Consider the following 13,131-nt stretch of genomic DNA (forward strand, 5'->3'; position numbering starts at 1 on the left):
TAAAGCGAATTTTAGCTACTGCGATAGGCAAAAAGCACAGGTGAGCCATTAAGGGTCACAGCGAGTACAACGTAATTTGGTCATTCTTCTTTCGATAATTAGGTCGAAGGAAGAATTCTCTATATATAAAGCAAAAATAGGATGGCACCATGACTGATATGATGCACCAAGATGTGGATCCTCAAGAAACTAAAGAGTGGATTGACGCTCTTGAATCTGTTTTGGAAGAGGAAGGTGTAGAACGCGCCCATTATCTACTCGAGAAACTTATTGATAAGGCTCGTCGTAGCGGAGCGCACTTACCGTACGACGCCACCACAGCGTACATCAATACAATTCCTTCAGCGCAAGAGCCGAAAATGCCTGGCGACCTAACGATTGAAGCGCGTATTCGTGCTGCTATTCGTTGGAATGCATTGATGATTGTATTACGTGCTTCTAAGAAAGACTTAGAGCTTGGTGGTCACATTGGTAGTTTTGCGTCATCTGCCATGCTATACGATGTTGGTTTTAACCACTTCTTTAAAGCGCCTACAGAAAATGCTGGCGGCGACTTTATTTTTGCCCAAGGTCACATATCTCCGGGTATTTATGCTCGTTCTTTCATTGAGGGTAACCTTTCTGAAGAACAGCTAAACAACTTCCGTCAAGAATGTGCTGGTGAAGGCTTATCTTCATACCCACACCCTCACTTGATGAAAGACTACTGGCAGTTCCCAACAGTATCGATGGGCTTAGGTCCACTTCAAGCCATCTATACTGCACGTTTCCTTAAGTACCTAACTAACCGTGGTATCAAAGACTGTTCTGAACAGCGCGTATACTGCTACATGGGTGACGGTGAGTGTGATGAGCCAGAATCATTAGGTGCTATTGGTCTTGCGTCACGTGAAGGCCTAGACAACCTAACTTTCGTTATCAACTGTAACCTACAGCGTCTAGACGGCCCGGTACGTGGTAACGGCAAAATTATCCAAGAACTTGAAGGCACATTCCGCGGCGCAGGCTGGGAAGTAGTCAAAGTTATTTGGGGCAGTTACTGGGATGAGCTTCTTGCCCGTGATAAATCAGGCAAACTTATTCAGTTGATGGGCGAAACCGTAGACGGTGAGTACCAGAACTGTAAAGCGAAGGGTGGTAAATACACTCGCGAAAACTTCTTCAACAAGTACCCAGAAACGGCTGCACTTGTAGCGAACATGTCTGATGATGACATCTGGCGCTTGAACCGTGGTGGACACGATCCAGTTAAAGTCTTTGCTGCTTATCAAAAAGCGAAAGAAACCAAAGGTCGTCCAACGGTTATTCTTGCTAAAACCGTTAAAGGCTTTGGGTTAGGTGCTTCTGGTGAAGCCTTGAACATTGCGCATAACGTGAAGAAGATGGACGTTGATTCACTTAAAGTATTCCGCGATCGTTTCAACATTCCAATCGCTGATGAGAAGATTGAAGAGCTACCTTACTTCAAGTTCCCTGAAGACAGTGAAGAAATGAAGTACTTGCGCGAGCGTCGTGAGTCTTTAGGCGGCTACTTGCCTTCTCGTAGAGAACAAGCAGAAGAACAACTTGAAGTACCTGAACTAAAAGCATTCGATGCAATCTTGAAAGGTTCTGGCGATCGTTCAGTATCGTCTACTATGACCTTTGTTCGCGTACTTAATGCGTTGTTGAAAGACAAGAAAATTGGTAAGCGTATTGTGCCAATTATTCCTGATGAAGCACGTACATTCGGTATGGAAGGGCTTTTCCGCCAAGTGGGCATTTATGCTAACGAAGGCCAAAAGTACGTTCCACAAGATGCAGACCAAGTGGCTTACTATCGTGAAGATAAGAAAGGCCAGGTACTGCAGGAAGGGATTAACGAATTAGGTGCAATGGCATCGTGGGTAGCGGCGGGTACGTCTTACTCAACCTGTAACGCCACGACGATTCCGTTCTACATCTACTACTCAATGTTTGGTTTCCAACGTGTTGGCGATTTAGCATGGGCAGCAGGCGATAGCCAAGCAAGAGGCTTCTTGTTAGGTGCTACTGCAGGTAGAACAACATTGAACGGTGAAGGTCTACAGCACCAAGATGGTCATTCACATGTTCAAGCGAACCTGATTCCGAACTGTGTAACTTACGATCCAACTTACGGATACGAAGTGGCTGTTATCGTACAAGACGGTTTACGCCGCATGTATGGCAACAACGAAAACGTATTCTATTACCTAACATTGATGAACGAGAACTACCAACACCCAGCTATGCCTGAAGGTGATGACGTAGCAGATCAAATCATTAAAGGTATTTATAAGCTTGAACGAGTTGAAAACAAGAAGACCAAGACCAATGTACAGTTAATGGGCTCGGGAACTATCTTGAATGAAGTACGTAAAGCGGCACAAATTCTTTGTGATGACTACAACGTTTCTTCAGACGTTTACTCGGTAACCTCGTTCAACGAATTGGCTCGCGAAGGTCAAGAAGTGGCGCGCTGGAACATGTTGAACCCAGAAGCCGATCAGAAAACCGCTTATGTTGGTCAGGTAATCACGAAAGATGCAGGTCCTGCTATTTCTGCGACCGACTACGTGAAGAACTACTCTGATCAGGTTCGTGCATTTATCGATACTGATTACCGCTGCCTAGGTACTGATGGCTTTGGTAGAAGTGATAGCCGTGAAAACTTGCGTACTCACTTTGAAGTCAATGCTGCATACATTGTAGTGGCTTCATTGTACGAATTGGCGCAACGCGGTGAGTTCGATAAGAAAGATGTTGCCGAAGCGATTAAACGTTTTGATATTAACGTTGAAAAATTAAACCCACTTTACGCGTAGCCTCAGGCAGATAAGGTATTTTACATATGTCAGATATTCAAAAGATTATCGTACCCGATGTAGGCGGTGACGAAGTTGAAGTTATCGAGCTATGTGTTGCCGTAGGCGACACCATTGATGCAGATGAAGGCGTTGTTACCGTAGAAAGTGACAAAGCCTCTATGGATATTCCTGCACCATTTGAAGGTGAGATTGTTAGCTTGTCTGTTGCTGTTGGCGACAAGATTAAAGAAGGCGATGTTATCGGCGAAATGAAAAAAGCAGGTGGCGAAGAAGCCTCTTCAGAAGAGAAAGATGAGCCAGCTCAAGAAGCGCCTGCTAAAGAAGAGTCAAAAGAAGCACCAAAAGAAGAAAGCAAATCAGAAGCGGCACCAGCATCATCAGGTGGCGGTGAAGTGATAGAAGTTGCGGTTCCTGATATTGGTGACGATGGCGAAGTAGACGTTATTGATGTATTGGTTTCTGTAGGCGATACCATCGAGAAAGAAGATGGGCTTATTACGCTAGAAACCGATAAAGCGACGATGGATGTGCCTTCTACTCACGCAGGTACGGTGAAAGAAGTGTTCATCAGCACTGGCGATAAAGTGAAAGAAGGTACGCTAGTTATTAAACTAGAAACCGCCGGAAGTGGTGAAGCAGCTAGCAGCGATGCGCCTGCGCAATCAAGTTCTGAAAAAGCGGCACCTGCGGCCGACTCTTCTTCTGATGAAGCAGCTTCAGATCAATCTTCAGAGAATACAGCCGGCGGCGTAGTAGAAGTTGAAGTACCTGATATCGGTGAAGATGGCGAAGTAGACGTTATCGATGTATTAGTTTCTGTGGGCGACACCATTGAAAAAGAAGATGGTCTTATTACCCTTGAAACTGATAAAGCGACAATGGATGTTCCCTCTACCCATGCAGGTACAGTAAAAGAAGTATTCATTAAAGCCGGTGACAAAGTTAAGCAAGGTACGCTAGTTATCAAACTAGAAACCGCTGGAAGCGACGATGCTGCAAGTGCAGCACCTGCTCCTAAGAAAGCGGAATCGGCCCCTGAGAAGCCAAAAGCGGCTGAAAAACCAGCCGCTCAGAATAAGTCACCTGTACCAGCACAAGAAGCGCCAGCGCCTAAAGGCAATGGCAAAGCACATGCTTCACCTTCTGTGCGCCGCGTAGCGAGAGAGTTTGGTGTAGACCTTACCCTTGTTAATGGCTCAGGGCCTAAGAATCGTATTCTTAAAGAAGACGTTCAGGCTTACGTGAAAGCTGAGCTTGCTAAGCCTAAAGGTAATGCAAGCAGTGCAGCTGCCCCAGCAGGCGATAACGTACTTCAAATTGTGCCGGTTAAACCTGTCGATCACAGCAAGTTTGGTGAAGTTGAAGAAGTTAAGCTGTCGCGTATTCAGAAGATTTCTGGTCCATTCTTACACCGTAACTGGGCGACTATCCCTCATGTAACACAGTTTGATGAGGCTGATATCACCGACGTAGAAGCGTTCCGTAAAGAACAAAATGCGTACCATGCGAAAATTAAGTCTGGCCTTAAAATTACGCCACTTGTATTCGTTATGAAAGCGGTAGCTAAAGCGCTAGAGAAATACGAAATATTCAACTCTTCGCTTTCTGATGATGGTGAAAGCTTGATCATCAAGAAATTCATCAACATTGGTATTGCGGTTGAAACGCCTGGTGGTTTAGTGGTTCCTGTTATCAAAGATGTAAACAAGAAAGGGATTGAGCAGTTGTCTCAAGAGCTGATTGAAACGTCTAAGAAAGCCCGTGACGGCAAACTGAAGTCTTCAGACATGCAAGGTGGTACGTTCACTATTTCTAGCTTAGGCGGAATTGGTGGTACAGCGTTTACGCCAATTGTTAACGCCCCTGAGGTTGCTATCTTAGGTGTGTCTAAGTCTGATATGAAACCGAAGTGGAATGGTAGCGAGTTTGAACCTCGTCTTATGGTTCCATTAAGCTTGTCATACGACCATCGCGTTATTGATGGTGCGGTAGGTGCAAGGTTCTCCACAGAAGTGGCGGCAAACTTGACTGACTTGCGCAGAATTATACTTTAAATCAAAATACGAGAATGTTTGTTATATCATTAACATTCTCGGTGATTTTATAAGCCCTTGGGGCAGTATTTAGGTTATGCTATTACGCACAAGGTGATAGCTAACAAAAAATAGGATTGAGGTTCACAATGAGCGAAATTAAAACGCAATTAGTGGTACTGGGCGGCGGCCCTGGCGGTTACTCTGCAGCATTCCGTGCTGCCGATTTAGGCATCGAGACCGTTATTGTTGATTCACGTGAAGTGCTAGGCGGCGTATGCCTTAACGTTGGTTGTATTCCTTCAAAAGCATTGCTTCACGTAGCGAAAGTAATGAAAGAAGCGAAGCACTTGGCTAGCCATGGTGTGACTTTTGGTGAGCCAAAAATTGACCTAGACAAAATTCGTGAATACAAAGACAGCGTTGTTAAGCAGCTAACAAACGGTCTTGGCGGCATGTCTAAAATGCGTAAAACCAAGCACGTTAAAGGTTACGGTAAATTTACCGGTGCTAATACCCTTGAAGTAAAAAATGGTGACGACGTTACTACTATTACTTTTGAAAAAGCGATTATTGCAGCAGGTTCTGAACCAGTAAGCTTGCCGTTTATTCCAGAAGACGATCGTATCATCGATTCTACTGGCGCTTTGGAAATGAAAGATATTCCAGAGAAAATGCTAGTACTTGGTGGCGGTATCATTGGCCTAGAAATGGGTACAGTGTACGAAGCACTAGGTTCAAAAATTGACGTTGTTGAATTTTTAGATCAGCTTATCCCAGCTGCTGATAAAGACATCATGAAAGTCTTTATGAAAGACTATAAAGAAAAATTCAACATCATGCTTGAAACCAAAGTAACTGCGGTTGAAGCAAAAGAAGACGGCTTGTATGTAACGTTTGAAGGTAAAAATGCACCTTCAGAGCAAGTACGCTACGACAAAGTGTTAGTTGCTGTTGGACGTCGTCCAAACGGTAAAATGGTTGGCGCAGACACTGCTGGTGTTAACGTTGACGACCGTGGCTTTATTAACGTTGATAAGCAAATGCGTACTAACGTTGAACATATCTTCGCTATCGGTGACTTAGTAGGCCAACCTATGCTTGCGCATAAAGCGGTTCACGAAGGTCATGTTGCTGCTGAAGTTATTGCCGGACAGAAACATTACTTCGACCCACGTGGTATTCCTTCAGTAGCGTACACTGAGCCGGAAGTTGCCTGGGTTGGTGTTACCGAGAAAGAAGCGAAAGAGCAAGGTTTAAGCTACGAAACAGCCGTATTCCCATGGGCTGCTTCAGGTCGCGCCATTGCCTCTGATGCCACTAACGGTATGACTAAAATGATTTTTGAAAAAGACACCGGTCGTGTACTTGGTGGCGCAATGGTAGGAACTAACGCTGGCGAAATGCTTGGCGAAATTGGTCTTGCTGTTGAAATGGGCGCAGACGCTGAAGATGTTGCATTAACTATTCACGCTCACCCAACGCTAAACGAGTCAATCGGCCTAGCGTCTGAAATTTTCGAAGGTAGTATTACCGATTTGCCTAACGCTAAGGCAAAGAAAAAGAAGTAAGTTAGCTTAGTAGTTAACGCAAAAACCCGCCATTTGGCGGGTTTTTTTATTTTTAGCGAAGCTAACTTGGCGTAATGCAAAGGTAGCGCCTATTATTAGTGAAGGTAGTTAGCAGTTAGTTTTAAACGAGACAAAATGGTCCCGAGCAACATTCATACTATTGGAAAAAACACCTCTCATGCAGAAACCAAACACGCCGAATATGATATTGCGCTCATAGGTAGTGTGCTACGTGTAGACGGACGAGGCGTGGTTAATGAAGAGATTTTAAAGCAATATCATAACGACGTAAAAGATATTGTTATTAGCCTTAAAGGGCAAAAATGGGGCTTTCTTGGCTTTGTTCTTGGCACGGGTATTTTAACCCCAGCAGCAGAAACTATCCTGATAGACTCAATTAAACTTCGCAAAATATACGGTATGTCAGCCTGCGCTTTAGTGGTTAACAACGCTGACATTCCAGCGCTGGTGCAAAGTCAGTTTGAGCGGGTGTATTTGGCAGCCGAAATCGACTATTTCTTTTGTGTTGATGAAAAAGATGGATTAGCGTGGCTTGCCAGTAAAGGGTGTAAGTACAAGTAACGCTAAGAGGGTAAAGCCGCCTATCACAGGGGTAATAGCGGCTTATCGCAAAGAGACACCAATAACGCTTATCAAAACACTATGCGGTTACTTTTCCTTTCGCATCATTCACGGCTTTATCTAAGTTCAGAATATCTGCTGTTTCGGCAACCTCTAATGCTTCATCATGCTTTATATGTGATGGTGTAAAGTCGCCGCTGTCCATATTATTACGCTGCGCCAAAAAACGCTTAACTGTCTCAGCGCAGTATGCTTTTCGACAACACTGAGATAGCAGCATTTCATGGCGTTCTACACGCTCTCGAATAAACTTCACGACGAGTTTGCGTAACCACTGTAATCCTGCGTCTAAGTCTTGGCGTTTGTGCCACATTACAGACATTGGTAAGCTTTTAATTTCAACGGGTGTTTCAAATACCGCAAGCTCACCAGAGAAAATTTCCTTCTCAACGACCAGTGATGGCGCAACACAAATCAAGTTACTTTCTTTTAGCAGCGGCGTGGCGTTGTAGAACTGATTGACCGACATGGCAATACGGCGTTTTAACCCCATGTTAGCTAATACCTGATCGGTAGGGCCGGTGACATCACCTGTTACCGACACCAACAGGTGATCTGCGGCAATAAAGTCTTCAAGAGTAAGCTGTGCTTTAGCTAGCGGATGGTCGGGGCGCATCACCACTACCCAACTAGGATCTAATACGTGCTCGGTACGTATCACAGCATCTGGTTGATGATATTTAGAAAAGGTCAGCTCAGCTTCTGCGTCTTTTAAAACCTTATCAGTGCCTAAATCGTAACTGGGAATAGCGTGAATATTAATACCTGGCGCTTCATTTTCAATTACCTTGCGAAGCGGCCCCCACACCATGGCAACGATGCTATCGGTGGCTGATATACGAAAGGTACGCTTGGCCGTAGCAGGGTCAAATTCCGCCGGGCTGACGGCAACTTCAAGTTGCCCTAATGGGCCTTGAATTTGGCTCCATAAGTTGGTGGCAAACGAGGTAGGTTGGATACCACGGCCATCCTTTACGAATAACTCGTCTTTCCATGCGGTACGCATGCGAGAAAGGGCGTTCGAGACAGCTGGTTGGGTCATCGACAATCTATCAGCAGCTCGGGTAATCGCGCCCTCTGTCATGATGGCATCAAATATCATCAATAAATTTAAATCATGTGGACGCATCAGTCTCTCCGGTTATTCGTAAATTAGTTCTGTACCAGTATATTAGGCCGAGCAGAGGAAATACGCCGTAAACACGTGGTAAACCCATCCATGGGCGCTCCGCAATCGCATCCATGCGATTGAGGGCTGCTTCACGTTTACGAGACACGTATTTCCTCACCTCGTCCTTAGTACGATATAAAACCGAGGTAAGGAATACTCCTTAAACACGCGGTGTACCCATCGCTTTTTATCACGTGAGTTTATCGCTACACGGCGCGTTTAAGTATTGTCTCTACCTTTATTTGCTTCATATCGTGCTGCCAAATTACATGTAACACCTTGAGCAAAATAGCCTAAATTTCATACTTCTCAATATATATCATTTTATGATGTGTTGCATACGAAAATATAATTATTTTTATTGTATTGCGATGTGCATAATGCACGCCTTCACACTTTTAGAGACTCTTGCAATGACGACTTTAACTCGATTTTTGGCAATTCTAAGCCTAACAGCGCTTGTCGCCGCATGTGGTAGCGACGATACGGATCCTGGCCAACAAATGCATGCGAATGCAGGCATTCCTGTAGATGTTGCGCCAGTGGTCTCGCAGCGTTTAACTGAATGGGACAGCTTTACTGGCCGTTTAGAAGCTCCGCAAACCGTATCGCTTCGCCCTCGTGTTTCAGGCTACATTGAATTTGTAGCGTTTGAGGAAGGCGAATATGTAGAGCAGGGCGACACGCTGTTCCTTATTGATAACCGTGCTTTTAAAGCAGAAGTTGAGCGTTTAACCGCGCAACTTGAAGAAGCAAAAAGCCGTTACGACTTATCTGTGCAAAGCTACGACAGAGTCGTAAAGCTTCGTAAAACCCAAGCGGTTTCGCAAGAAGTGCTAGATGAGCGATTAGCGGGTAAGAATCAAGCTTTTGCTAGCATTAACCAAACAAAAGCGGCGTTAGACGTTGCCCGCTTGAACCGCGGTTTTGCTCGTGTTGAAGCGCCAATTTCTGGCCGTGTTTCTCGCGCAAACATCACTGAAGGTAACTATGTAACAGCTGGGCAGTCAGAGCTGACTAGCATCGTGTCTACTCATCAGCTTTACGCTTACTTCGATATTGATGAGCAAACGTACCTAAATTACGTGAGTAGTGATGATAAAGCCGACTCAGCGGTTAACGACCAAGCTGTGGCTATGCGTCTTGCCAATGAGCAAGATTACGGCCATTGGGGACAAATCGACTTCGTAGATAACCAAGTTAACGGCAATACTGGCACCCTGCGTGTTCGCGCAGTTTTCAACAACGAAAACGGTCGCCTAATGCCGGGTTTATTTACTCACTTGAAACTAGCTGGAGATACCAACGAACAAGGTATCTTAATTAAAGACAAAGCGATTGGCACCGACCTAAACAACAAATTTGTGTTGGTGGTAAACAGCGAAAACAAAGTGGAATACCGCGCCGTTACCTTGGGTGACAAAGTAGGCAGTATGCGCATTATTAAAAGTGGCTTAGTGGCTGGCGACACCATTGTAGTAGATGGCCTTCAGCGCGTACGCCCAGGTGCTGTTGTTGCGCCAAACCAAGTTGATATGGGTGATAAAGAAGCACTAGCAAGCCTGCAAAACTGGCAGTCTCGTGTAGATAACGTAACAAATTTGGCTAACGTTGACGCCCTTACCGGTAGCGCAGCGGGTACTGGAATTAACTAATGAATTTCTCGCAATTTTTCATTCGCCGCCCTATTTTTGCAGGTGTTCTAAGCCTGCTCATTTTCATTGGTGGCGCCATCGCTGTTTGGCAGCTTCCTATAACAGAATATCCAGAAGTGGTGCCGCCTACGGTAGTGGTAACGGCTAACTATCCTGGCGCGAACCCCAAAGTTATTGCCGAAACCGTGGCTACGCCATTAGAGCAAGAGATTAATGGCGTGGAAGACATGATTTATATGTCATCTCAAGCTACGTCAGATGGCCGTATGACCCTGACTATTACGTTCGCTATTGGTACCGATCCTGATGATGCTACTACGCTGGTTCAAAACCGTGTTAACCGCGCCACACCGCGATTGCCACAGGAAGTACAGCGCTTAGGAATTGTAACCGAGAAGTCATCGCCTAACTTGACCATGGTAGTACATTTAACTTCACCTGATAAACGTTACGACATGCTTTATTTGTCGAACTATGCCGACCAATTCGTAAAAGACGAACTAGCCCGAGTTGAAGGCGTGGGGCAAGTGCGCTTATTTGGTGCTGGTGAATACAGCATGCGTGTATGGCTAGATCCAAACAAGTTAGCTTCACTGCAAATGAACCCTGGCGATGTGGTTACGGCTATTTCTGAGCAAAACCAACAAGCAGCGGCCGGTAGCCTTGGTGCACAGCCTACGGGTACCAGTGAGTTTCAATTGCTGATTAACGTGCGTGGTCGCCTTGAAGATGAAAGTGAATTTGAAAATATCATCGTTAAAACGGGCGATAATGGCCAAATTACCCGTTTAAAAGACGTAGCCCGAATTGAGTTAGGTGCCGATTATTACACCTTGCGTTCATTGCTAAATAACAATCCGGCAGCTGCATTACCTATATTTCAGGCTCCCGGCTCTAACGCTATTCAAATCTCTGACGACGTGCGTGCTCGCATGGCAGAGCTTGAAAAGATGTTTCCAGAAGGGTTGGAATACGACATTGTTTACGATCCTACCGTATTCGTACGTGGTTCAATTGAGGCTGTGGTTAATACGTTATTCGAAGCTGTGCTATTGGTTGTATTAGTAGTAGTTCTGTTTTTACAAACCTGGCGCGCGTCTATTATTCCTTTAGTGGCTGTGCCTATTTCATTGGTAGGTACCTTTGCGTTTATGCAAATGATGGGCTTCTCGTTAAATGCACTATCGTTGTTTGGCTTGGTACTGGCTATCGGTATTGTGGTTGATGACGCCATTGTGGTGGTGGAAAACGTAGAGCGAAATATTGCCGACGGTAAAGCGCCATTCGATGCTACCGTTCAAGCCATGAAAGAAGTCACTGGCCCTATTATTGCCACGACCTTGGTATTGGCTGCGGTATTCATCCCTACTGCCTTTATGAGCGGTTTAACCGGTCAGTTTTATAAGCAGTTTGCGTTAACCATTACTATTTCTACCTTTATCTCGGCGATTAACTCATTAACGTTAAGCCCGGCATTATCGGCCTTGTTATTGAAGCCTCATGGGCAATCGAAAGATTGGCTAAGCCGAAGTATGGATAAAGTATTTGGCCGCTTTGTATTTACGCCATTTAATAAAATGTTCGATCGCGGTGCGAAAAAATACACTGGTGCTGTAGGCGGGCTTATTCGCAAAAGCGGTGTGGTAGTGGTGCTTTATGCTGGTTTATTAGGGTTAACCTACTTCCAGTTTGCGAACACACCAACCGGTTATGTACCGCCTCAAGATAAGCAGTACCTTATTGCATTTGCACAGCTTCCTAATGCGTCGTCGTTAGATAGAACCGAGGAAGTTGTACGTGAAATGTCGCGTATTGCAATGGAACACCCAGGTGTATCTGATGCAGTGGCATTTCCAGGGTTGAACATAAACGGCTTCACCAACAGCCCAAGTTCGGGTGTGTTGTTTACGCCGCTTAAACCGTTCAATGAGCGTCAAAGCCCAGAGTTATCAGCCGGTGCTATTGCTATGCAATTGAACCAGCAATTTGGCTCTATTAAAGGTGCTTATGTGGCTATCTTCCCGCCACCACCGGTAATGGGTCTTGGCACCATCGGTGGCTTTAGGCTACAAGTGCAAGACAGAGGAAACTTAGGTTTTGCTGAACTTGAAAAAGTAACCCAAGAAGTGATTGGCAAAGCGTGGGCGCACCCTGCATTAACCGGTAACTTCACTAGCTTTACGGTTAACGTACCTCAGTTAAATGTGGATGTAGATCGCGAGAAAGCCGTTAGCCAAGGGGTAAACATAGGCACCTTGTTTGACACCATGCAGGCGTATTTGGGCTCGGTGTATGTGAACGACTTCAACTTGTTCGGTAGAACCTATCAAGTAAATGTTCAGGCCGATGCTCAGTACCGCCAAGATGTTGAAAACATCACCCAGTTTAAAGTGCGAAACGATAAAGGCGATATGATCCCGCTAGGTTCATTCCTAAATATTGAGCACAGCGCAGGACCAGACCGAGTGATGCATTACAACGGCTATGTCACCGCTGAAGTTAATGGCTCTCCGGCGCCGGGTTACAGTTCTGATCAAGCCAAAGCAGCAATAGAGCAAATTCTTGATGAAACCCTGCCATTAGGTATGACCTACGAATGGACCGAGCTAACTTATCAGCAAATATTGGCAGGCAACGCCTCGGCCTTTATCTTCCCGCTGGTGGTTCTGTTAGTGTTCTTAGTCTTGGCAGCGCAGTATGAAAGTTTACGCTTACCACTGGCCATTATATTGATTGTACCCATGACCTTGCTGAGCGCATTAATTGGTGTGGTGATATATGGCGGCGACAACAACATATTTACCCAAATTGGCTTAATTGTGTTGGTGGGGCTAGCCACTAAAAACGCCATTCTTATTGTGGAATTTGCCAAAGAGCTACAAGACAACGGCATGGATGCGCTATCCGCCATTAAAGAGGCCAGTAAGTTGCGTCTTCGCCCAATCCTAATGACGTCTATAGCCTTCATTATGGGTGTGTTGCCTATGGTGCTTTCCACAGGCGCGGGTGCAGAAATGCGCCAAGCCATGGGGGTTGCAGTATTCTCAGGCATGATTGGCGTAACCGTGTTTGGCTTAATTCTTACTCCTGTATTTTACTATTTGTTGAAACGTAACGGTTAACTCTCCCGTTTACCCAAGCGTTGCCTCCTCCTCGTACTTTGGAGGCACTTTAGGCCACTTATTTAAGTGGCCTTTTTTTATGGTAGGCGCTGGGGGAGAAGGGCGCAGT

General features: G+C 45.4%; 8 protein-coding genes. 6 read left to right on the forward strand and 2 right to left on the reverse strand.

Features of this window, described 5'->3' with window-relative positions; genetic code table 11:
• Positions 1-149 precede the first annotated feature (149 nt).
• From aceE to R1T43_RS05590, 4 genes are all read left to right on the forward strand, one after another.
• Positions 150-2,825, forward strand: coding sequence for a pyruvate dehydrogenase (acetyl-transferring), homodimeric type (gene aceE / locus R1T43_RS05575; protein ID WP_129739857.1), 2,676 nt, complete (start codon positions 150-152; stop codon positions 2,823-2,825).
• 26 nt (positions 2,826-2,851) lie between these two features.
• Complete coding sequence (gene aceF / locus R1T43_RS05580) at positions 2,852-4,882, forward strand: dihydrolipoyllysine-residue acetyltransferase (protein ID WP_317353749.1); 2,031 nt, start codon at positions 2,852-2,854, stop codon at positions 4,880-4,882.
• Between the two features lie 128 nt (positions 4,883-5,010).
• Positions 5,011-6,432, forward strand: a complete 1,422-nt coding sequence (lpdA, locus tag R1T43_RS05585) for a dihydrolipoyl dehydrogenase (RefSeq protein WP_057789993.1) — start codon at positions 5,011-5,013, stop codon at positions 6,430-6,432.
• Between the two features lie 135 nt (positions 6,433-6,567).
• On the forward strand, positions 6,568-7,014 hold the full coding sequence (locus R1T43_RS05590; protein ID WP_317353754.1) for a hypothetical protein: 447 nt from the start codon (positions 6,568-6,570) through the stop codon (positions 7,012-7,014).
• 79 nt (positions 7,015-7,093) lie between these two features.
• On the opposite strand, the gene R1T43_RS05595 is transcribed toward R1T43_RS05590, so the two are convergent.
• The gene (locus R1T43_RS05595; protein WP_211071698.1) at positions 7,094-8,203 is read right to left on the reverse strand and encodes a LysR family transcriptional regulator; all 1,110 of its coding nucleotides are present in this window, start codon (positions 8,201-8,203) and stop codon (positions 7,094-7,096) included.
• Positions 8,190-8,351, reverse strand: coding sequence for a hypothetical protein (locus tag R1T43_RS05600; RefSeq protein ID WP_317353758.1), 162 nt, complete (start codon positions 8,349-8,351; stop codon positions 8,190-8,192). The genes R1T43_RS05595 and R1T43_RS05600 overlap by 14 nt, the downstream gene beginning before the upstream one ends.
• Positions 8,352-8,658: 307 nt before the next feature.
• Between R1T43_RS05600 and R1T43_RS05605 the strand changes: the two genes are divergently transcribed.
• Positions 8,659-9,900, forward strand: coding sequence for an efflux RND transporter periplasmic adaptor subunit (locus R1T43_RS05605; RefSeq protein WP_317353762.1), 1,242 nt, complete (start codon positions 8,659-8,661; stop codon positions 9,898-9,900).
• A complete protein-coding gene (locus R1T43_RS05610; RefSeq protein ID WP_317353763.1) occupies positions 9,900-13,022 on the forward strand; it encodes a multidrug efflux RND transporter permease subunit in 3,123 nt (1,040 codons plus the stop codon). The genes R1T43_RS05605 and R1T43_RS05610 overlap by 1 nt, the downstream gene beginning before the upstream one ends.
• Positions 13,023-13,131: the final 109 nt, after the last annotated feature.

Origin of the sequence: Alteromonas sp. CI.11.F.A3, assembly GCF_032925565.1 — a bacterium.
GTDB lineage: Bacteria > Pseudomonadota > Gammaproteobacteria > Enterobacterales > Alteromonadaceae > Alteromonas.

Excerpts from the sequence above, each read along its gene's own strand:
- aceE (WP_129739857.1), top strand. The coding sequence starts at position 150 with ATGACTGATATGATGCACCAAGATGTGGATCCTCAAGAAACTAAAGAG.
- aceF (WP_317353749.1), top strand. The coding sequence starts at position 2,852 with ATGTCAGATATTCAAAAGATTATCGTACCCGATGTAGGCGGTGACGAA.
- lpdA (WP_057789993.1), top strand. The coding sequence starts at position 5,011 with ATGAGCGAAATTAAAACGCAATTAGTGGTACTGGGCGGCGGCCCTGGC.
- R1T43_RS05590 (WP_317353754.1), top strand. The coding sequence starts at position 6,568 with ATGGTCCCGAGCAACATTCATACTATTGGAAAAAACACCTCTCATGCA.
- R1T43_RS05595 (WP_211071698.1), bottom strand. The coding sequence starts at position 8,203 with ATGCGTCCACATGATTTAAATTTATTGATGATATTTGATGCCATCATG.
- R1T43_RS05605 (WP_317353762.1), top strand. The coding sequence starts at position 8,659 with ATGACGACTTTAACTCGATTTTTGGCAATTCTAAGCCTAACAGCGCTT.
- R1T43_RS05610 (WP_317353763.1), top strand. The coding sequence starts at position 9,900 with ATGAATTTCTCGCAATTTTTCATTCGCCGCCCTATTTTTGCAGGTGTT.